The 21,317-nt window shown below is 36.7% G+C and carries 23 protein-coding genes; 9 read left to right on the top strand and 14 right to left on the bottom strand.

Annotation, left to right across the window (positions count from 1 at the left end):
- Positions 1-7 precede the first annotated feature (7 nt).
- A complete protein-coding gene (locus tag JTI58_RS13615) occupies positions 8-1,189 on the bottom strand; it encodes an FtsW/RodA/SpoVE family cell cycle protein (RefSeq protein ID WP_205441740.1) in 1,182 nt (393 codons plus the stop codon).
- Positions 1,190-1,249: 60 nt separating this feature from the next.
- Complete coding sequence (locus tag JTI58_RS13610; protein ID WP_036125355.1) at positions 1,250-1,531, bottom strand: Fpa/YlaN family protein; 282 nt, start codon at positions 1,529-1,531, stop codon at positions 1,250-1,252.
- Between the two features lie 182 nt (positions 1,532-1,713).
- Here JTI58_RS13610 and JTI58_RS13605 point away from each other — a divergent pair, with 182 nt between their 5' ends.
- From JTI58_RS13605 to JTI58_RS13595, 3 genes are all read left to right on the top strand, one after another.
- Positions 1,714-2,214, top strand: a complete 501-nt coding sequence (locus JTI58_RS13605) for a peptidyl-prolyl cis-trans isomerase (protein ID WP_205441738.1) — start codon at positions 1,714-1,716, stop codon at positions 2,212-2,214.
- 11 nt (positions 2,215-2,225) lie between these two features.
- On the top strand, positions 2,226-2,429 hold the full coding sequence (locus JTI58_RS13600) for a YlaI family protein (protein ID WP_048394712.1): 204 nt from the start codon (positions 2,226-2,228) through the stop codon (positions 2,427-2,429).
- A gap of 342 nt (positions 2,430-2,771) precedes the next feature.
- Complete coding sequence (locus JTI58_RS13595) at positions 2,772-3,062, top strand: hypothetical protein (protein WP_243456029.1); 291 nt, start codon at positions 2,772-2,774, stop codon at positions 3,060-3,062.
- 121 nt (positions 3,063-3,183) lie between these two features.
- Here JTI58_RS13595 and JTI58_RS13590 read toward each other — a convergent pair whose 3' ends face one another.
- From JTI58_RS13590 to JTI58_RS13580, 3 genes are all read right to left on the bottom strand, one after another.
- A complete protein-coding gene (locus tag JTI58_RS13590) occupies positions 3,184-4,911 on the bottom strand; it encodes an ABC transporter ATP-binding protein (RefSeq protein WP_205441736.1) in 1,728 nt (575 codons plus the stop codon).
- Positions 4,904-6,649 carry an ABC transporter ATP-binding protein gene (locus JTI58_RS13585; protein WP_205441734.1) on the bottom strand — a complete coding sequence of 582 codons (1,746 nt, stop codon included), beginning with the start codon at positions 6,647-6,649 and terminating at the stop codon, positions 4,904-4,906. The genes JTI58_RS13590 and JTI58_RS13585 overlap by 8 nt, the downstream gene beginning before the upstream one ends.
- A 153-nt stretch (positions 6,650-6,802) precedes the next feature.
- Positions 6,803-7,780, bottom strand: a complete 978-nt coding sequence (locus JTI58_RS13580) for a helix-turn-helix domain-containing protein (RefSeq protein ID WP_205441732.1) — start codon at positions 7,778-7,780, stop codon at positions 6,803-6,805.
- A gap of 178 nt (positions 7,781-7,958) precedes the next feature.
- On the opposite strand from JTI58_RS13580, the gene JTI58_RS13575 reads away from it, so the two are divergent.
- Genes JTI58_RS13575 through JTI58_RS13565 form a run of 3 tightly spaced genes read left to right on the top strand, consistent with a single transcriptional unit; the run spans position 7,959 to position 10,741 of the window.
- On the top strand, positions 7,959-8,567 hold the full coding sequence (locus tag JTI58_RS13575; RefSeq protein WP_205441725.1) for an MptD family putative ECF transporter S component: 609 nt from the start codon (positions 7,959-7,961) through the stop codon (positions 8,565-8,567).
- Between the two features lie 12 nt (positions 8,568-8,579).
- On the top strand, positions 8,580-9,248 hold the full coding sequence (locus JTI58_RS13570) for an energy-coupling factor transporter transmembrane component T (RefSeq protein ID WP_205441723.1): 669 nt from the start codon (positions 8,580-8,582) through the stop codon (positions 9,246-9,248).
- Positions 9,221-10,741: an ABC transporter ATP-binding protein gene (locus JTI58_RS13565; protein ID WP_243456027.1), complete on the top strand. Its 1,521-nt coding sequence runs from the start codon at positions 9,221-9,223 to the stop codon at positions 10,739-10,741. The genes JTI58_RS13570 and JTI58_RS13565 overlap by 28 nt, the downstream gene beginning before the upstream one ends.
- Before the next feature lie 87 nt (positions 10,742-10,828).
- Here the strand turns inward: JTI58_RS13565 and JTI58_RS13560 are convergent, their stop codons facing one another.
- The 5 genes from JTI58_RS13560 to typA form a co-directional block, all read right to left on the bottom strand.
- Positions 10,829-11,623 carry an ABC transporter permease gene (locus JTI58_RS13560; RefSeq protein ID WP_205441721.1) on the bottom strand — a complete coding sequence of 265 codons (795 nt, stop codon included), beginning with the start codon at positions 11,621-11,623 and terminating at the stop codon, positions 10,829-10,831.
- Positions 11,616-12,383 (bottom strand): ABC transporter ATP-binding protein, encoded by a 768-nt coding sequence (locus JTI58_RS13555; protein WP_205441719.1) that lies wholly within the window; start codon positions 12,381-12,383, stop codon positions 11,616-11,618. Before JTI58_RS13555 ends, JTI58_RS13560 begins: the two co-directional genes overlap by 8 nt.
- 1 nt (position 12,384) lies before the next feature.
- Complete coding sequence (locus JTI58_RS13550) at positions 12,385-13,377, bottom strand: ABC transporter substrate-binding protein (protein ID WP_205441717.1); 993 nt, start codon at positions 13,375-13,377, stop codon at positions 12,385-12,387.
- 283 nt (positions 13,378-13,660) lie between these two features.
- Entirely contained in the window at positions 13,661-14,059 is a 399-nt protein-coding gene (locus JTI58_RS13545; protein WP_036125369.1) for a YlaH-like family protein, read from the bottom strand.
- 30 nt (positions 14,060-14,089) lie between these two features.
- Positions 14,090-15,934 (bottom strand): translational GTPase TypA, encoded by a 1,845-nt coding sequence (gene typA / locus JTI58_RS13540; RefSeq protein WP_205441715.1) that lies wholly within the window; start codon positions 15,932-15,934, stop codon positions 14,090-14,092.
- A gap of 138 nt (positions 15,935-16,072) precedes the next feature.
- On the opposite strand from typA, the gene JTI58_RS13535 reads away from it, so the two are divergent.
- Entirely contained in the window at positions 16,073-16,258 is a 186-nt protein-coding gene (locus JTI58_RS13535) for a DUF5325 family protein (RefSeq protein WP_205441707.1), read from the top strand.
- Positions 16,259-16,300: 42 nt separating this feature from the next.
- Here the strand turns inward: JTI58_RS13535 and JTI58_RS13530 are convergent, their stop codons facing one another.
- Together JTI58_RS13530 and JTI58_RS13525 are read right to left on the bottom strand one after the other, a co-directional pair.
- The gene (locus JTI58_RS13530; RefSeq protein WP_205441705.1) at positions 16,301-17,095 is read right to left on the bottom strand and encodes an inositol monophosphatase family protein; all 795 of its coding nucleotides are present in this window, start codon (positions 17,093-17,095) and stop codon (positions 16,301-16,303) included.
- 214 nt (positions 17,096-17,309) lie between these two features.
- On the bottom strand, positions 17,310-17,507 hold the full coding sequence (locus tag JTI58_RS13525) for a hypothetical protein (protein ID WP_205441703.1): 198 nt from the start codon (positions 17,505-17,507) through the stop codon (positions 17,310-17,312).
- A gap of 125 nt (positions 17,508-17,632) precedes the next feature.
- Here JTI58_RS13525 and JTI58_RS13520 point away from each other — a divergent pair, with 125 nt between their 5' ends.
- Entirely contained in the window at positions 17,633-18,259 is a 627-nt protein-coding gene (locus JTI58_RS13520) for a YktB family protein (protein WP_205441701.1), read from the top strand.
- A 124-nt stretch (positions 18,260-18,383) separates the two neighbouring features.
- On the opposite strand, the gene JTI58_RS13515 is transcribed toward JTI58_RS13520, so the two are convergent.
- Positions 18,384-18,671 (bottom strand): UPF0223 family protein, encoded by a 288-nt coding sequence (locus JTI58_RS13515; RefSeq protein WP_205441699.1) that lies wholly within the window; start codon positions 18,669-18,671, stop codon positions 18,384-18,386.
- A 20-nt stretch (positions 18,672-18,691) separates the two neighbouring features.
- A complete protein-coding gene (locus JTI58_RS13510; protein ID WP_205441697.1) occupies positions 18,692-19,651 on the bottom strand; it encodes an NAD(P)H-dependent flavin oxidoreductase in 960 nt (319 codons plus the stop codon).
- Positions 19,652-19,796: 145 nt separating this feature from the next.
- Between JTI58_RS13510 and JTI58_RS13505 the strand changes: the two genes are divergently transcribed.
- Positions 19,797-21,266: an aminotransferase class I/II-fold pyridoxal phosphate-dependent enzyme gene (locus JTI58_RS13505; RefSeq protein ID WP_205441695.1), complete on the top strand. Its 1,470-nt coding sequence runs from the start codon at positions 19,797-19,799 to the stop codon at positions 21,264-21,266.
- Positions 21,267-21,317: the final 51 nt, after the last annotated feature.

Raw genomic sequence — 21,317 nt, 5'->3', positions numbered from 1 at the left:
TCCCCCTTTATGATTGTGTTTTTTTCCTCTCTACCTTTTCAAACATAGAAACATTGATTAATATCCCCATCGCTAAAGATAGAATGATTATAGATGTACCGCCATAGCTTATAAAAGGTAACGTTACACCGGTTAACGGGATTAACCCGGTTACACCCCCAAGATTAATAAACGATTGCCAGCCTATCCAGCTCGCAATGCCGGCCGCAATCATGCGTGCCAATGGATCTTTTGTTCGTAATGCAATAGAAAAACCTTTATATACAATAAATCCTAGACCACATAAGACAATTAAAACGCCCCAAATCCCTAGCTCTTCCATTATGATTGCCATAATAAAATCTGTTTGTGGTTCAGGTAAGTATCCTAATTTTTGAATGGATTGACCAAGGCCACGTCCTTCTAAGCCGCCACCGCCAATGGCATAATAACTATTCACCACTTGGTGACCACTACCATCCTCATACTCAAACGGATTTAAGTAAGACAATATCCGTCCTTTTCGATTTCCTGTTAGTAGCTCTCCTTTAAATAACCAAAGAATACCAAGAATAGCTGTACCAAATGCACCTAACACACCAAAAAATTTCCAAAATGTTTTAAACGGAATACCACTTGAAGCTACAACTGAAACGGCAATTCCGCATAGAATAATTACTGCTCCTAAGTCTGTTTCAAAGGCTACCCCAGCAACCACTAAAATCCATAGAAAAATTGGGTAAAAAATTTCAGTAGGTTGTAGCTTTTCAAATGTATACTTTTGCGCTTTTCGATAAAAAGCAGCTGCAAAATATAAAATTATAAATAGTTTCGCATACTCTGAAGGCTGAAAATTACCTAATCCTGGAATAGCAATCCAACTTTGAGAGCCTACTTCATCTGCCCCATGACCAAACAATTTTAACCATGTGAATAACACCGCCAATACGACCGTTAGCAATAACATAATGTTCTTATTCGCATAATGTTTGTATGGAAAAAAGGCCGCCACTATAAAACCGAGAAAAGCCACCATTAAATTGGTCACTTGCTTTTGATAAAAAAAATCAGGTGCTTGTTTTTTCTGTGCAATAGCAACCATCATACTTGAACTGTAAATCATTATTAACCCAAATAAACTTAATAATAGGACCGTAAAAAATAAGGGGTAATCAAAATTTTGTGCATAACGTTTTAAGTATTGTCTCATTGGAAAACCTCGTTCTAGTAAAAAAACTCAAAGCGCAAAGAAGCGTTTGAGTTTTTCTTTTTATTTGTCTGTATACGCGTCGTGTAGTACAGAAAGTTCCTTCTCGAGTGAATCGAGAATTTCTTTGCCCTTATCACGTTCAATCAATCCAAGCTTCACAGCAAAGTCAATTTCACGTGACAGGCCGAACATTTGTGTATCTAATACTTCCTCATATAAAGGGCATTGTGGCATTGTTAAATGATCCATTTGTACTCGAATAAGGCGAGCAATCTTATCTGCATCAGCAACTAATAGCTCCAAAGCCTTCTCTTGAAAAGAAGTTTGTGATTTCGTATCCATGAGGACGCCCCCATTATCTGATATTTCTTCGATTCTATCTTAATAAAGTTTATCTTTTAGTCGATAAAAATGCAAGTGTCTTCGTTGGAAAATAGAGAATTGGAATTATATTTCTTTATTATCTCTAGGTATTAGCGTTATACTATGTCATGGATATACAAGATTTGAGGAGGATTTCTATTATGGAAACAATAATTCCTATCACAGGTGCAGTCACATACCAACTAACATTAGATCCTACTGTGTGGATTTTCGATGATCGTAAATTAGATTTAAACACTTACTTCATTACTCAAGATATTGAGGAAGATGCCGACATCAAGTATATGCGTGAAGTAGGAGCTCACTGGTCACGTGAAATTATGGAAGGGGCAACATTCCCACCTACATTAAAATCTGAGCGGAAATTTGACCGTAAAGGAATGGAAACAGGTACTTTTGGTATCGAATTAAGTCATTTCTTGAAGAATGCTGAAATTAAACAAGAAGCGACAAAAATCGTCTTAACTTGCAAAGATGGTCAAGAATATCCATTCACAATTGAAGAAGCTTATACACTTATTTTAAAATATAGCCAAGATGGCAAGCCCCTTTTAGAAGATGGGCCAATCCATGTATTACTAAGAGACGGTTCAAATATTGACAATCCTATTAAAAACGTATCAGCCATTCGTGCTGAATAGGAGGGAATGCAATGCGCGTTAAATGCGTTATTTGCGATACGATTCATAATTTAGATGATAATTTACCTTTAGCAAAAAAATTGCGTAATCGACCAATTCATACCTATATGTGCGATATTTGTCATGATCGCATTTCTGAAAATACGGTTGCACGAATGGAAACAGGCAATTTCCGTTTTTATCGTACTTCACCCCAGATGGATAAAGAATTTTAAATAAATCATGCTAATAACAAAATCATTCCGAGATATGAATATTCTCGGAATGATTTTTTAGTGTTGAAAAACAAAACAGTCAATTGAAAGGTAGAAATGGATTTCCGTTGCTGGCTACTTGCTTTCCTGTGAGCGAGCGCCGAGCCGCTTCCTCTGCTACCGCTCCGTTTAGTGTCTCGCTATCCCACGGGAGTCAAGTAGCCTTCCACTTCAACCCACTAACTTTTTAGCAAAGGTTTTCAAATAAAGTGAAGGTGCTCACTACTCTTTATGAAGAGGTGATGTCACGCATCACTTCTCCACACTGAAAATAAGAGCTTATCCCCTCTAAGAATACAGATAATGGGTGATTTGATCGCTACTATGAAAAAAGTAAAGACACTTTGCAGAATGGTTGATTGGAGTGGAGCCAGCGTCACTCCTTGGGGATTTAGCGTCACAGAGGAGACCCTGGAGCGAACGGAAGTGAGTGAAGCGGCTCATCGGACGCCCCCTGGAAAGGACGCTGGCGGAACGGAAATCAACCCCTCACCTTGCAAAGTAGCTTTTTCTGCCGTTGACATCATCTTTTTGCAACAACATGAAATCATTCCGAGATATGAGTATTCTCGGAATGATTTTTTGCTTGATTAGGATATATACTAGGAACAGTATTAATTTGTAGTTAAGAGGTCAGGTTAACTTATTTTCGCTGATATCCCCTACTGTCTTACCATGAGTGTTACCTGGAGGATGAACTATTCTTAACGATAAATCAAGAAATTTTCCATCCTTTCGCCTCTAGCTGCTCATGATAAAGCTGAGCATAGCCTCCTTCTAATTTAATTAACTCATCATGTGTTCCTTGCTCAGCAATCTGTCCATCCTTTAACAATAAAATTTTATCTGCATTTTGAATCGTGTTTAATTTGTGTGCAATAACGACTACCGTCTTTCCTTGCATTAATTCATCAATGACCTCCTTTATCTCCATTTCATTATCGGGATCAAGCGATGCCGTTGCCTCATCCAACAAAATAATGGGTGCATCTTTTAAAAACGCTCTTGCTAGAGAGATTCGTTGTTTTTCGCCTCCAGATAAAGTTGAGCCTCCTTCACCAACGATTGTTTCATAACCTTGTTCCATTGCCATAATGAAATCATGGCAATTAGCTCGTTGACAGGCTATTTCCACTTCCCTACGTGTAGCCTGTGAATTACCAATTAAAACATTATTGTAAATGGAATCGTTCAATAAAAATGGATGTTGGAACATAATACTCATATTTTGTAGCAAATAATCAGGTGCTATGCGAGAAATCGTTTCTCCACCAATCATAATTTTCCCTGCATCAATATCCCAAAAGCGAGCTAGTACATTTAATATAGTGCTTTTACCAGAACCAGAAGTACCAATTAAAGCGACAGTAGATTTTGCAGGTATCGTAAAACTAATATCCTTTAAAACCGCTTGCCCTTCTTCATAGGAAAACTTTACATTTTCAAAAACTATATCAAAATCTGTAAATGTGGGATTTTCCAATTCATAAGTAGGCATCTCTTTTTTATATACAGATGCAACATAATTAACAGCTACGGACAACATTTTTATTTCAGTGTAAAACTGACTAAACGGTTTAAACATTGCGGATATACCTAACGAAATAATGATGAAAAGAACCATCGCTTGAGCGTCAATTGTCCCTCCTAATAGACTGTAGGAGCCTACTAGGAAAACAAGTGGTACGATACAGTCAATAATTATAAAAAATAAAAAATTAACGGGTACAAGCTGCAATTCGACTTTAATACTAACATCACGATACTTTTTTAAAGCATCATGCAAACGTTTAAAAGCCTCGCCTGTTTGATTATGAGCTCGAAATACTTTAATACCATCAATATATTCCATTACTCGCGACAACACTTCAGCCACAATATCTTTTTTATGTTCCCCATTTTTACGCCCTAAGTGACCAGCTAAGAGGAGCAGCGGAATCGATAACAGCACCATAATCAGCTGTGCCATAGCAAGTTGAGGATTAATGAAAAATGATACACTTAAAATATAAGTAGTGATCATTGTAATTTTTAAAATATCGCCTATTAAGTGCGTAATAACCCGTTCGATATCACTCATATTTCCTGTACAAATATTAATCAGTTTGCCAATGCTTTGTTTTGAGAAATAACCTAGAGGTAAGGATTTTAAATGGTTGGATACGTTGATACGTGCATCACGAATAAGTATGGAACCTCTTAACTGATACAAATATTGAGAAAAACCAATGAATACAACACGGATGACAAAGCTGCCTATCAGCATCATGAATGCAAGTTTCAAGACATCAGAGGTAAAACTTCCTTGAACAATATTTACAATGACATAATACAGTGCTCCATACATAGTAGCGGTGCCAAATGTATCTAAAATAGATAATCCAATAGGAAGATACATGCGCTTCAATTGTCCTTTAAAGATGAGCTGTAAGTTGCTAAACATTGAGTGATACCCCCTTCTCATACTTAGTATAACTTTGCCACATCTGATAATATCTACCTTGCTTGTTCATTAATTGGGCATGTGCACCATACTCAATAATCTCTCCCTCATCAAACACATAAATAATATCTGCTTCTTTAATCGTATGTAAACGATGGGCTATAATAATGGTCATTTTATCTTTTAATAAATGATCAAGGGCTCTTTGTATTTTCCTTTCGTTCTCTATATCTGAATGTGAGGTTGCTTCATCTAAAATAACAATAGGAGCGTCCTTCAATAGGGCTCTAGCAATCGCAATTCTCTGTTTTTGTCCTCCACTAACTTTTATACCTGCCTCACCAAGCTTCGTCTGATAGCCGTTTGGTAAAGAAACGATAAAATCATGAATTTCTGCATTACGGCATACGTGCTCTACTTGCTCTATAGAATAGTTTTGCCCCATAATGATATTCTCATAAATTGTATCCTCAGATAAAAAGGTATCTTGAAAAACAAAGGATATTAAATTCATTAAGTTGTGTTGAGCAATCGTTTGTATTGGCTGACCATTAATACAAATCTCGCCCTCTTCTGCGTCAAAAAATCTAGCTGCCAGTTCAGCTGCAGTCGTTTTACCTGCACCTGATGGACCAACAAAGGCAATTTTTTGTCCCTTTTTAAGCTGGAGTGAAATATCTTTTAGTACATACTTTGTATCATACTTAAATGATACATTTTGAAAGGATAATGAACGTACTTCTTTCGACTGTATATTGATTGCTCCCTGTGGCTGAGAAGGTACAAGCCAAATATCCTGAATACGAGATACCCCCTCCAATGTCATCGCTAATGTGCCTCCAAAATCAAGCAATTGCTTGAGCGAAGATAAAAAAGTCATACTCATTACAACAATTAACAAAAAGGCACTAGGTTCAAGCGTCCCATGTAAAACTCGTATGCCTCCAACAGGAATAATAAACACTAAAGCAGATTCTGTTAAAACAACAAACAAAGCATAGTAAGGAGATTGCTCACGATTGATAGATGCCCACATCAATTGGTATTCTTCAATCGCTGTTCGCAACTTTTTAAAGGAGGAGCCAGCAATATTAAAGGCTTTAAAAACAGCCATTCCTCGAATATATTCAACAAAAGAGGCATTCATATTTTCTAAATGAGTATGATAATTTTGCATACGACTATCAAAGTTTTTAAACATTATTATTTGTAGTAAAAAACTTAACCCTAATGGTATTAAAAGGATTAAGCTCAACTTCCAGTCAATCGTCATTAAATAAATAAAAATAACAAGCGGTGCCATTATGGCGGCTGCAAAATCCGGCAATTGATGGGCCAATGAGTTTTCTATTTTTTCAATATCCTCATTGATAGATTTCTTTAATTCGCCTGAATTTTTCTTAGAAAAATAGCCTAAAGGCAATGTTGCTAGATGATTGATTGTTTTAATCCGTAACTGATACAGCACGCTAAAAGCCGCAATATGTGAAAACGTTCCTGATACTCCTAAAAGAACAAAGCGCACAACAACAATCACTGCAGTCCATATTGACCATACTTTAATGTGCTCATAATTAGGTTCAGGCTGTAATAACTCATTTAAAATAAAATAGCCCACTAAAAAAGGTGCATATGTTAGTAATGTACTCAGGACACTAAATAGTGCTGCTAAATATAATTTCCCATGCTCCTCTTTAGCCTCTCGCCAAAGAAAAGTGAGATTAGATTTCTTCTGCATACAGTTATGCGCCTCCAATGTAAAAGTATTATGCATAGTCTAATTGATAATGGTTTTCGATTACCACTCTAAAAAATAAAAAAACAATCCAAAAAGCTGCCCATTTAACAACAAGTTAAAATGGACAGCTTTCGTTTTGTTCAAAGACATGTGTTATTTTTTAAATTTTTTTCGATACTGTAATGGCGTCTCTAAATAAGTACGTTTAAAAATGGTCGTAAACTTGCTCGGATTATCATAACCAACCTCTAATGCAATAGCCAATATAGGTATAGTTGTGTCTTGTAATAGTTCTGCAGCCTTTGCCATTCTTCTTTTTTGAATATAACGGTATACTGTGCAACCAACGATATTTTTAAAGCCCACTTGTAAATCAGCTAAAGCTATATGATATGTCTGAGCTAAAGCTTTTACTTGAAGAGATTTACAATAGTCCTTGTCAATTTGTTCCTTTATTTGATGAATTCTTGAATCGTGACAGCAAGCCAATGTATTTGTACATACACTACTAGAATTTTGATTAATACTATGTGTTAAAAATTCCAATGTTTTGGTCTTTATTAATAATTGATTTAACATATTCTCTTCAAAATTCCCTAATAATTGTTTCGTTAACATTTGATGAATGGGTGTACTTTCTTGTTTATAAATATGACCATTTTCTGAAAAAATGGTCTGAACAAAATTTCTCCATTCCTCTAATATATTTCCATTATCACTACATAGAGATTTACGCATCACTTCTACATCCATACAAACTGAAATACCTGTTAAATTCTCACAAATAAAATCATAATATGGCAGTGGTTTTGAAAAATTAAAAAATAGTAAATCATGTGGGCTAAAAACCATCCATTCATCACTATTCCTACAGCGCACTTTCCCTAGCCCCTCTACCAAAGAAGTAATTTCAATTAAGTGACATTGATGATAAGGAACTTTACCTGCTTCTACTTTATACGTACAATCTCGAAAAATAGATATTTCAATTCCTGGCTCTACCATACAACGCTGTAACAATCCACTACCACTGGGCTGTTGTATGACATATTGTGTACCTAGCCAAGTATGACATATATGCTTGACGTTAGTTGAATGAGCGTAACACTTAGATAGAATATTTTCACACATTTCGTACCTCCTAAATGATAATCACTCTCAATTATATAAAAGGAATCTGCATACTGCCAACTTTAAAAATGAATATATATTTTTTCTTTTGGAGCAATTTTCTTATGTAATGGGGTAGCTTGCTTAATTGAGAAATATTATCATTTAGAAAAATAATTTAGAAGAGAGGTTATTAGGTATGAAGACGTCCAAATGGCAGGCAAAAGATTTGATTACAATTGGTTTGTATACTATTTTAATTTACATTATTCATAATGTAATTAGTATTATTTTAAGTCCGATCATGCTTTACATCTATCCTTACATGTCAGGTATTTGTTTATTCTTTTCAAGTATTGTGTATTTATTGATGGCAATTCGAGTAGGCAAAAAAGGTACTCTATTACTTATGGCTACGGTTACAGGCTTTATCTATACGTTGATGGGCGCACCACTGATGCTACCATTCTTTATAGTTGCAGGTATTGTTGGTGAATTGACTCTGTTAAGTGGCGATGGTACACAATATCGTCAAGTTAAAAGGCAGGCTGTTGCTTATGGAATTTACGGTATTTTATTTGGCTCTGGCGCCTTTGTTATGATTTATGTACTAGGAACTGAGTTTTTCGAAAGTATGAAATATACAAAATCCTTCATTGATCGTATTCTTGAATATGCTTATTCTCCACTTTGGATGGCATCTGGGCTTGCCGCTTCCTTTTTCTTATCCTGGTTAGGCTGTATGATTGCAAAAGGTATTTTAAGCAAGCATTTTGTAAAGGCCGGCTATATTAGCTATCAGTCCTAATGGTAATTGCATATGAAGTTTGATGCTCGTATACAATTTTTCATGTTATTACTTTGCAGTATCACTGCTCTATTTATCACTGTAGAAAGTACGATATTACTTATTTTACTTGCATTAATAACCTTATTATTACAGGGCTTATACACACATTTTTTTACTTGGCTTTTCATGGGAGGCTTAATCGGCATATTTTATTACTTAATCCAATTAAATCCGCAATCTATTTTTAATGTCTTTAGCTTTTTACTATTTATCTCAATCAAATTATTACCAGCACTTATCATTGCTTCATCTTTAAGCACGATACCTGTTGGAAAATTACTAGCCAGTCTACAAAAGTTAGCTATACCTAATAGCATACTTCTAACATTTACTGTTGCTTTACGCTTTTTTCCTATATTACGGATGGAATCAAAAATTATCAATGAACATGCCAAAATCAGAGGTATTTCCTATAAGCAGATAAAAAATTGGATAAAGCCAAAGCAATTATTTGAATATACAATCGTCCCTTTACTCATGAGAACAATTAAATTAGCAGATGATTTAAGTGCTGCAGCTACTACAAGGGGAATTGATGCACCAACAAAAAAAAGCAGCGTGTACGCTATACAATTTGGTTACTATGATTACCTTGCCATGCTACTACTATTATGCATGATACTAATTCCATTTATTTAATAACGAAACAAAAGAACCATTACGAAAAGAAATTACAAGTGATTGCCTTAACAAATGTTAACTTTCAATATAATTCGGAAAACCCCTTGCTAAAAAATATATCTTTAACCATTAATGAAGGTGAATTTATCGTTTTAACCGGTCCTTCTGGGTCAGGAAAAACAACATTAAGCCGTATTATTAATGGCTTAATACCACATTTTTATGATGGTCAATTACATGGGCAGGTTACAATTAACCATACATCTCTTTTAGATCTACCAATGTGGCATTTAAGCCAATGGGTGGGAAGTGTCTTTCAAGATCCTAAAGCACAATTTTTTACAGCTAATGTTTATAATGAGATTGCATTTGAGCTTGAAAATCATGGGATACACCAACAAACTATTGCTAGACGAGTTGAAGATGTCTGTGAGCAGATGACTTTAAACACGATAAAACATCAATCATTGCATTCACTTTCAAGTGGACAAAAGCAAAAGGTAGCCATAGCTGCAGCAACAGCGATAGAGCCACTAATTTATGTAATGGATGAACCCTCTGCTAATCTTGATTTACAGGCAACTAATATCCTACAAAATGAACTACTCCGCCTAAAAAAAAGTGGAAAAACCATCATTGTAGCTGAACATCGTCTGTACTACCTGATGACTTTAGCGGATCGTATTATTTATATGGAAGATGGTCAAATTCAGCGGGAATATAGACCAGAGCAATTACTAGCATTATCTGCTCAACAATTGCAGCAATTTGGTTTACGTTCTCCCTCACTTACAAATGGATATAAAAAAACTATACCTTCTAGGGGTAAAGAGCCTGTCATAACAAGTATGAATTTATGCGTTAGCTATAATAAGATTCAGGCTTTGGATTACCTACAATTACATTTACAAAGTGGTGAGGTATGTGCTCTAATAGGTCAGAACGGGGCAGGTAAAACAACACTTGCTCGTACTATAGCTGGACTTATTAAAGAAAAAAAAGGAGAAATCCGTATCCACGGTGATGTAAAAAATGCAAAGAAGCGTTTAGAGGATGTTTGGCTAGTTATGCAAGATACAGTTTATCAATTATTTACTGACAGTGTATGGAACGAGCTATTATTAAATAAACCATTAAGAGAAGAAACTTTAGAATATGCCGAAGATTTGCTAAAATCATTAAAACTATGGCACTTAAAGGACCAACATCCTGCAACACTTTCAGGCGGTGAAAAACAACGCCTTGTGTTGGCAATTGGCTTAATGCAACACGCATCTATTTTCATCTTGGATGAGCCAACATCAGGATTAGATGGTTTTAATCTACAGCGTGTAATCGAGATTATTCAGCAACTTAAGGAAAGAAACTGCCATATTCTTGTTATTACCCATGATTATGAACTTGTTGCAGGAGCATGTGATCGAATTATTAAATTACAATCTGGAAAAATTACGGATGACATTGCAACAGAGAACTTATCTTTTGAAGATATTGTACATATCATGCAATAGCAATTTTCCATAACGATAAAAGCGAGGAATCTCACAATGCTGAGATAAACCTCGCTTTCATTTTTTCAATTTAGGAGCCACTTCACCTTATGCCTTATTCTTTATGATTATCTTTTCAATCAGCTCCACCACTTGATACATAATGGTTGCAAAAAAGGCAATGATTAGAAGTGACATAAGGACAAGGTTAAAATTAAATACTTGGAAGCCGTAGATAATTAAATAACCGAGTCCTTTTGAAGCTACTAAAAATTCTCCTACAATAACCCCTACCCATGATAAGCCAACATTCACTTTCAAGGTTGAAATGATTGTAGGAAATGAGGCTGGCAAAATGACCTCACGAAAGATTTGCCATCTTGTTGCCCCAAATGTTTGTAACACTTTACTATAATTTGGATCGACACCTTTAAATGCTGTATATACTACTATGGTTGTAATAATGATGGAAATTAAGGCACCCATGGCTATGATGGAAAAATAACCTGGACCGAGCGCAACAATCAAAATCGGACCAAGTGCAACTTTTGGCATCGCGTTTAAAATCACTAAATATGGATCGAGTATTTTTGATAGGAGTGGAGACCACCACAAGACAACAGCTATCAAAGTTCCTAATAAAGTCCCAGCTATAAAGCCAATCACGGTCTCCATTAATGTAACACTAACATGCAATGTTAAAGACCCATCACTGACTTTTTCAATAAATGTATGCCATACATGAGTTGGTGAGCTAAAAATTAAACGATCAATCCATTCTAGTCTTGAAAGTAGCTCCCATCCCCCAAAGAAAATAAGGAGAATAATAAGCTGATATAATCGAACGAAGCGTTTTTCTTTTTTTAACAATTGCTGATATTGTTTAAATAATGTGTTATCCAAGGCTCTCCAGCTCCTTCCAAATAGTTTGGAAAATATCTGAATAGGCTGGATGCTGTCTTACATCAAAAGGTGATAGATCACTAAGGGCTTTAGGTATTTCAAACACCTTGTGCACTGTCCCTGGGTTTGCTGAAAATAAAAATACACGCTGACTCATCGCGATTGCCTCGCCAATATCATGTGTCACAAGAATAGCGGTCTTTTTATAAGCTTTTAAAGTTTCCACCACTAAATCCTCAAGCTTTAATTTCGATTGATAATCTAACGCGGAAAACGGTTCATCTAATAGTAAAATTTTAGGATTTACAGCTAAGGTACGCGCAAGTGCTACACGTTGTCTCATACCTCCAGATAATTCTCGAGGATAATTGTTCCCCACATGAGGTAATCCTACTTCCTGTAACAACGCATTGGCAGTTACTTTATGTGTTTTATGGCTACGCTCCATTATTTTTAAGCCAATTGTGACGTTTTCTTCAATGGTCTTCCAAGGAAATAAATAATCCTGCTGAAGCATATAGCCAATACTAGATTGATTACTTGCTGATAGCTTTTCACCATCTATATAGACATTGCCTTCAGTTGCAGGAAATAATCCTGCAATGATTGATAATAATGTGGTTTTACCGCAGCCACTCGGCCCAATAAACGAAACAAATTCTCCTTCATGAATGGCTAAACTGATATCACGTAATACTTCCTTTGCCTGTGTGCTTGAAAAATAACTATGGTGAATATTCTCCAGCTGTAAAAATTCCATATTACTCAGCAGCCTTTTTGGCAAAGGTTGTGTTTACAAGTTTTTCATACTCCACTCGTTGAGGAAGTTCACCTGCTTCCTCCATAATTGTTTGCAAGTTATCCCACTCCCCTTCATCAAGGATTGGGTCAGTGGCATAAGAACCTTGTGCTTTATACCGCTCAATGACTGTTTCAATTATCGTTATATCTACATTTTCAAAATACGGTTGAATAATCTTTGCTACTTCAGCAGCACTCTCATTTTGTACAAAATCCTGTGCTCGTTGTAATGCATTTGTAAAAGCTTGAACAGATGTAGCTTCATCCTTTAAATAACTACTTTTGGACATAAAGGATGTGTAAGGGAGATTACCAGACTCTGTTCCAAACGAAGCTACAATATAACCTTTTCCTTCTTTCTCGAAGACACTTGCAGTAGGTTCAAACAATTGTACATAGTCACCAGTACCTGATGCAAAAGCTGTAGCAATGTTAGCAAAATCAATATTTTGAATGAGCGTTAAATCATTTACAGGATCAATGCCATGTTTTTTCAACACGAATTCACCTGCCATTTGTGGCATACCACCTTTACGTTGCCCCAAAAATGTTGAGCCCTTCAATTGATCCCACGAAAAATTATCCATCTTATCTCTTGCCACTAAAAAGGTACCGTCCGTTTGTGTTAACTGTGCAAAATTTTGAATGGGATCATTAGCACCTTGTAATGTGACATAAATAGACGTCTCCGACCCAACTAAAGCTATATCAATTCCATCTGACAGTAACGCCGTCATCGTTTTATCGCCACCTGCAATCGTTTGTAGCTCAACAGAAAGACCCTCCTCCTCGAAGAATCCCTTCTCAAGCGCTACATATTGAGGCGCATAGAAAATTGAACGAGTTACTTCTCCTACTTTGACTTTTTCTAGCTCTGCTTTATTACATGCCGTCAAAGAAAGGAGTAACAAAGCAATGACACCTAATAATAAACCTTTTGTAAGCCAACGCATTCCCTTTCCTCCTTGATATGATGAAAATAAGCCTATCGACATTAACTTATTCACATAAGGAGATTTCGGTGCCTATCAATTTATTTTGAAGCAGTAATATTTTGGTGCTAAAAAAGTAGAAGACTCTCCCCTCTAACGGAAAAAATGGATGCTTGTAGTGTTTTTTTAGCAGGCGTACAAATTTTGAGGAGAAGATATACATACAAAAAAACAGCCTTAGCTTAAAAATCGCTAAGACTGTTTATCACACGATAAAAAGTTCTTATTACAAAGTACGTAATTGTTACTGATTAGTGGCTTGTTGCTCTTCCCTTTTTTCACGCCATAATCTTGTTTTATAAACGATTAAAATTAAGGCCGCTACGATCAAACCTTCGATCATTGGCAAGAATAGGGCGAAAAACGTAAGCATGATACAACCTAAAAATAGGAACGCATAAATAATAATGTTTTGAGATAGTTTTAATTTCTTGGCAAAGCCTAACTTATAGACAATGGCAGAAAGTGCAAATACAAGAAGAAATACAACATAGCCTGCAATTTCATAGCTTGGTAAATTTTCGTATAAAAATCTAGTTATACCCGCCATTCTTCCATAAACTCTTGTTGTTTCATCGGAACTTGTCTGTGCAGCAACTTGAATAACATTTAGTTCACCCAATAAAGCGGACTTAATATCCAAGACTCCTCTTCCTTTCATGTCAGCGGAAAATTATTGTTCTGCGTTACGTAATTTTTTCGCTGCTTTCTCACGTTCATTTTTATCAAGAATTTTTTTACGCAGACGAATAGATTCCGGTGTGATTTCTAAGTACTCATCATCACCTAGGTATTCAAGCGCTTCTTCTAAAGATAAAATACGTGGTTTTTTAATAACATTCGTTTGGTCTTTATTTGCTGAACGGATGTTTGTTTTTTGTTTCATTTTTGTGATGTTTACAGTGATATCAGCGTCACGAGTATTTTCTCCAACGATCATACCTTCGTAAATATCTGTACCTGGCTCTAAGAACAGTGTACCACGGTCTTCAATTTGCATCATCCCATAAGTTGTTGATTTACCAGTTTCCATTGAAACTAGTACACCTTGGTGACGTCCACCAATTTTACCTGGTAGTAATGGTTGGTAGCAATCAAACGTATGATTGATGATACCGAAACCTTTTGTCATAGACATGAATTCAGTCGTATAACCGATCAAACCACGCGCTGGTACTAAGAACGTTAAACGAACTTGACCACTGCCGTTGTTCACCATATCAAGCATTTCACCTTTACGTGTACCAATCGATTCAATAATTGAACCAACATTTTCTTCTGGAACATCGATTTGAACGCGTTCGAATGGTTCACATTTTACACCGTCGATTTCACGCACGATTACTTGCGGTTTAGATACTTGTAATTCGAAACCTTCACGACGCATATTTTCGATAAGAATTGATAGGTGAAGCTCACCACGACCTGAAACTGTCCAAGCATCTGGAGAATCCGTATCTTCAACACGTAAAGATACGTCCGTTTGTAATTGCGCACGTAAACGCTCTTCTACTTTACGAGAAGTAACCCATTTCCCTTCACGACCTGCGAATGGAGAATTGTTTACTAAAAACGTCATTTGTAAAGTTGGCTCATCGATACGTAATGGTGTAAGCGCTTCTTGGTGCTCAACAGGACAAACTGTTTCACCAACGTTGATATCTTCCATACCTGAAACGGCGATTAAATCACCAGCTTTTGCTGTCTCTACTTCTTCACGTTTTAAACCGAAGAAACCAAAGATTTTCGTTACACGGAAGTTTTTCACTGTACCGTCTAATTTCATTAGGGCAACTTGTTGACCTACAGAAATTGTTCCACGGAATACACGACCAATTCCGATACGTCCAACGAAGTCATTATAGTCAAGTAGAGCTACTTGGAATTGTAATGGGTCTTCTGAGTTATCAACTGGTGCTGGAATAGCTTCGATAATTTTTTCGAATAGACATTTCATATTTTCTTCTTGTTTAGACGGATCCGCATCCAAAGAAGCTGTACCATTTACACCTGAAGCATAAACTACAGGGAAGTCTAATTGATCATCATCTGCACCTAGCTCGATAAATAATTCAAGCACTTCATCTACTACTTCTAGTGGACGAGCTGAATCTTTGTCTACTTTATTAACAACAACGATTGGTGTTAGACGTTGTTCCAATGCTTTTTTCAATACGAAACGTGTTTGAGGCATACAACCTTCATACGCATCGACAACTAGTAAAACGCCGTCTACCATTTTTAAAATACGTTCTACCTCACCACCGAAGTCAGCGTGTCCAGGCGTATCAAGGATGTTGATACGAGTTCCCTCATAGTTTACTGCTGTATTTTTAGCTAAAATCGTAATACCACGTTCGCGTTCAATATCATTAGAGTCCATTGCACGTTCTTCAACACGTTCGTTTGAACGGAATGTACCTGATTGTTTTAGTAATTGGTCGACTAAGGTAGTTTTACCATGGTCAACGTGGGCGATAATTGCGATATTGCGAAGATCTTGACGTAAGTTTGTCATTATTCCACTCCATATTCTTTTTTCGAATGTTTAACTGTGATATTATAGCACAAGAAGGATAGAAATGTCCTTATTAGAATTTCCATCATTCTAAAAAATATATTTGATCGACAAATTTTTTATATAGGAGGCTAGGCTATGAATCGTGCAAAAATTGTAATGGCCATCTACGCATTAGCTGCTGTATTAGCAATGTGTGCTATCGGTTACTCTGTTGCAGCTAGTAGTGTATTTGGTGCAATAGCTGGTATTGTGGCTACTTGTGTCATTTTCATGACAGCCTTTAAAATGAAGCGTAAACTACGTGCGCAAGGATTACTTTAAGCAACATAAAAAGGAGCTGTCTAGTAAATAGACGGCTCCTTTTTATTCATACGGCACTATATATTTTTCTAATAATTCTTTATGAATAGCCGGATTGGCGATAATAAACGTATCCTGATGAAGGAAATCAAAGCCCTCACCATGTAAATTTGTAGCAACTGCTCCAACTTCCTGAGCAATGATGGTACCCCCTGCAATATCCCATGGTGCTAAACGCATAGAGACATAGGCATCTAATTTACCACTAACCACAAATGCAATTTCCATTGCTGCTGAGCCGTAGGACCGTGTACCTCGAACTTTACGAACCATATCTATCACCTTTTCATGGTGAATATGTCGATTAGGTGCTACCCAATGTGCATTAATCCCAATAACAGACTCCTCCATTGTAACAGACTGTAGTTTACGCAATGGTGAATCATTATACCATGCTCCTTGACCTTCGATGGCATTAAACAAATCCTCTCGCATGACATCAAATATGTAACCTAACTTTCCTACGCCATTTACAAAAATACCTATCGAAATCATAAAATGACGATGCTGTTTGACGAAATTCATCGTGCCATCAATCGGATCAATAATCCAAACTACACCATCAAGCGATTTAACCTGCTCGCCCATTCCTTCTTCCCCTAAGATTTTGTGGGTTGGATCAAAAGCTTTAATTTGCTCAATAAAAAATAATTCAGTCTCTCGATCAATATTGGTAACAAGGTCATTTGCACCTGATTTTGTCTCAATAACTAGATTATACGAAAAAGCCTCTCGAATACGTCTCCCAGCTTCAAAAATGATATCTTTTGCAAATTCATCAATTTGTTGTAAATCCACTAATAACCCACCCTTCGAATATAAGAAAAGGCCTTCTATATTTCTCGCTCCCGTATGTCCATGATACCTTTTCCCACTACTTCATAACTTTTTTGCTATATAAAACCTAGTACTACCTTATGATATAATTTCTATTTTACCCTTTGTCACAATAAAAATCACCTGCTGTCGGAATATTCAGCAAGTGATTTTTTAAATGGGTATTAGATTTTGATTACGCATAGGCGTGAAAACTTTCAAGTTCCATCTGAATTTCTGCCAGACGTTTTTTACTTTTTTCAATTTCAGTGTCATTTTTTTCATTCATTGCTGCAAAGAGTGAAGCTAATTCATAATCTAATTCTAATTGTAAAATATGCTCATATTGCTTTTCAATGTCAACTTTACGTATAATTTTTACGATCGGTTTCATAAAAACACTTCCTTTTTTTAATTTTTTCACAAAAACTTTTCTAATTTGATAAAGTTCTTGTTATAAGATTTTTTCCCAAATTCAGCGTAAAATAAACCTTATAAAACGAAAGGAGTAAAATAAAATTGCCAAAAATAAAGTGGACAAACAAAGATTTTAAGGTTTTTACAATAGACGGTTTAGAACAAAGAATGGATGCTTTAAATGTGGATGTACGTCCAAAATTTAATCAGCTAGGAGAAGATTTTTCTGCATATTTCTCCAGCCATTTAGGTGAAGAATTCTTCCCACATGTTGCTAAACATGCTCGAAGAACTGTTAACCCGCCAAAAGATAGCTGGGTTGCCTTCGCTCCCTATAAAAGAGGTTATAAATCATTGCCTCACTTTCAGATTGGTCTATGGCACACACATTTATTCATCGTTTTAGCTATTATTTATGAAGCGCCACAAAAAAATGTTATGGCTGAGCGTTTACTAGCTCATAAACCTTTAATTGAGCAGCTTCCAGATGATTTTATTGTGTCAGGAGACCATATGTCCCCAGAGGCCATTTCTCTCGGAGATGCAAAAGAAGACAAGCTTGAAGACCTGCTTATCCGCTTACGAGATGTCAAAAAGGGTGAGTTCTTAATTGGCCGTCACATTCAAAAAGAGCAAGCAACAAAACTAACAGCAAGTGAATTACAACAATTAACAGAAGACACATTTAACAGCTTACTTCCTCTTTACAACGTTATTGTTGGAAAATAGCCCCACTAAAAAATGTGGTTAAGTTCACCTTATAAAGTTTTTTATTGATGTAGTTTATGCAAAATGTCGTTTTTTAACACAAAAAAATAAAAAGTGGATGTGAGTTGACCTCACATCCACTTTTTTATCGACCGTTTCTAGGGGCAACTTTTATGATCATCCCATCTTCGGCTTCCTTTGTTTGCTTTACGACAGGATAGCTAATATATCCACTTGCCTCTTCAAATTCACGAAATATTGACTTTTCCTGTGCTTGGGAAGGCACAATCTCTTTAAAGCGTCGATATTTAGCCAGCATGACTTCACGCTTGATGCCCTTTTCATAAGCTTTCTCAATCCCCTCGAAGAATTGAACAACATCCACAATCTCCTCTGTGGACCAATCAGTTGAAAACGGATAAGAATATTCCATTCGACAAAACCACCTTTACGTTATTGCCCCCATTTTAACCGTATACTTTCAGCTTCTGCAACCATTCGCTTGATGAGGTCTTCAACGGTTGGGATATCGTGAATCATTCCTGTTACCTGCCCAGCCCAGCCAAAGCCCTGATTCTTATCACCGTCATAAATAAAACGCTTGTTGGCTGAACCACCTATATATTCTTTCAACGCCTCATATGTTGGTGTTTTTTCTTCAATTTCTAAAATCTTAGCCGTAAATTCATTGCGTAAAGCTCGAGCTGGTGCACCAATAGAACGCTTAATAATAGTTGTATCGGCCTCCGTGCTTGCAAGTAGCGCCTCTTTATAAGCCTCTGAAGCATCGACACATTCTCGTGTTGCTATAAAACGAGTGCCCATTTCAATGCCTTCAGCTCCCAGCGCGTGAGCCGCCATCCAGCCCCGACCATCGCCAATTCCTCCAGAAGCAATGACAGGAATTTTCACACTATCAGCTACTTGAGGAACAAGTACCATTGTACCTACATCATCACGTCCCAAATGACCGCCGCCCTCTTGACCCACAACCATCACAGCATCTGCTCCTAGCTGCTCAGCCTTTTGAGCTTGTCTACGAGCAGCTACAAGGACTAATTTTTTTATGTCCGTGTCTGCCAGCAAATCAAATATAGGTGCTGGATTTCCTCCCGTCATTGTTACAACAGGAACTTTTTCTTCGACAGCAACACGCACCATATCCTCATAGCCTGTACCATGCATACCAATCGCAAAATTCACACCAAATGGTTTATCAGTCAATGTTCGTACTTTATGGATCTCTGCTCGTAACAAATCGGGATCTCGTAAACTCATGGCCGTTATTTGACCTAGACCACCAGCATTCGACACAGCTGCTGCTAAATCAGCGTAGGCTAAATAAGCCAATCCTCCTTGAATAATTGGGTATTTAACCTGTAAAAGATCCGTCACCCGTGTATTCCAATTCATAGTACCTCCCCTTTCGTTCAATACTATTTTCTCGATATCCTGAAAAAAATCCTTTTATTTTTTAGGAAAAGCCTATTTTTTCGTGTCGTTAGGTGCTATAATTCATTTGTTTTCTTAGATATTATAAAGTGAGGTGGTACCTGCGTTGTCACAATTAGAGACTCCATTGTTCGACGTATTACTAAAACATCGGAACAGACATCCCATTCAGTTCCATATTCCAGGCCATAAGAAAGGGCAAGGAATGGATCCTGCTTTCCGAGAATTCGTCGGCGACAACGTTTTATCAATTGATTTAATTAATATTGCTCCACTAGACGATTTACATTCACCAAAGGGTGCTATAAAAGAAGCCCAAAACCTAGCAGCTGAAGCCTTTGGTGCTGATCATACATTCTTTTCCGTTCAAGGTACTAGTGGCGCCATCATGACGATGATTCTGACCGTCGTCGGTCCAGGTGATAAAATTCTAGTGCCACGGAATGTTCATAAATCTATTATGTCAGCGATCGTATTCGCTGGTGCCATTCCAATTTTTATTCATCCTGAAGTCGACAGCGAATATGGGATTTCGCATGGCATATCTCCAGAAGCTGTTGAAAAAGCGTTGAATGCTTATCCAGATACAAAGGCAGTACTTGTGATTAATCCGACATATTTTGGCTTTACTGCTGATTTAAAACGTATTGTTGAGATTGCTCATGACCGTAATATTCCGGTAGTAGTAGATGAAGCACACGGTGTACACATAAAATTCCATGATGACTTACCATATTCAGCTATGGAAGCAGGTGCTGACATGGCAGCAACAAGCGTACACAAGCTTGGTGGCTCCATGACACAAACGTCTATTTTAAATGTACGTGAAGGTCTTGTTTCTGCAAAACGTGTACAAGCTGTATTTTCTATGTTAACAACTACATCGACATCCTATCCATTACTTGCTTCGCTTGACACAGCTCGACGTCAGCTAGCCATTCATGGATACGATTTAATCGACGATGCACTGCGTTTAGCAAAGGATGCTCGTAAACGCATCAATCAAATACCGCATTTAAAATGTGCAGGTAAAGAAAAATTACACTCATCTGCGACCTATGATATGGATCCATTAAAACTTCTTATTAGTGTGAAAGATTTAGGTATTTCTGGTCATCGAGCTGAGGAATGGTTGCGTCATAATGCAAATATTGAAGTAGAATTGTCAGACCTTTATAATATCTTATGTTTAGTGACTTTAGGAGATACAAAAAAGGAAATTAATCTTTTAGTGAATGCACTAACTCGTATGTCAAAAGCATTTGATTCTGAAGCAGCTATAACAGAGGCTGTAGTGAATGTACCAGAAATTCCAGCACTTGCCATGTCACCACGTGATGCTTTTTATGCAGATACAGAAGTCGTGCCTCTTGCAGAAGCAGATAACTGTATTTGTGCAGAATTTATTATGGTATATCCTCCTGGAATTCCTATTTTTATTCCCGGGGAAATAATTACACAAGAAAATATTCATTATATTCAAATGAATATTGAAGCAGGTTTACCAGTTCAAGGACCAGAAGATACAACATTAAAAACAATTCGTGTTATCAAAGAACGTAAGCCAATTTTCTAAAAAATCCAAGCTAGCTCTTCAATAAAAAGGGCTAGCTTTTTCATTTATAAA

This window comes from Lysinibacillus fusiformis (assembly GCF_016925635.1).
Classification (GTDB): Bacteria; Bacillota; Bacilli; order Bacillales_A; family Planococcaceae; genus Lysinibacillus; species Lysinibacillus fusiformis_F.
Note: the sequence above shows the minus strand (reverse complement) of the source record. Positions and strands in the feature narration are given on the sequence as shown.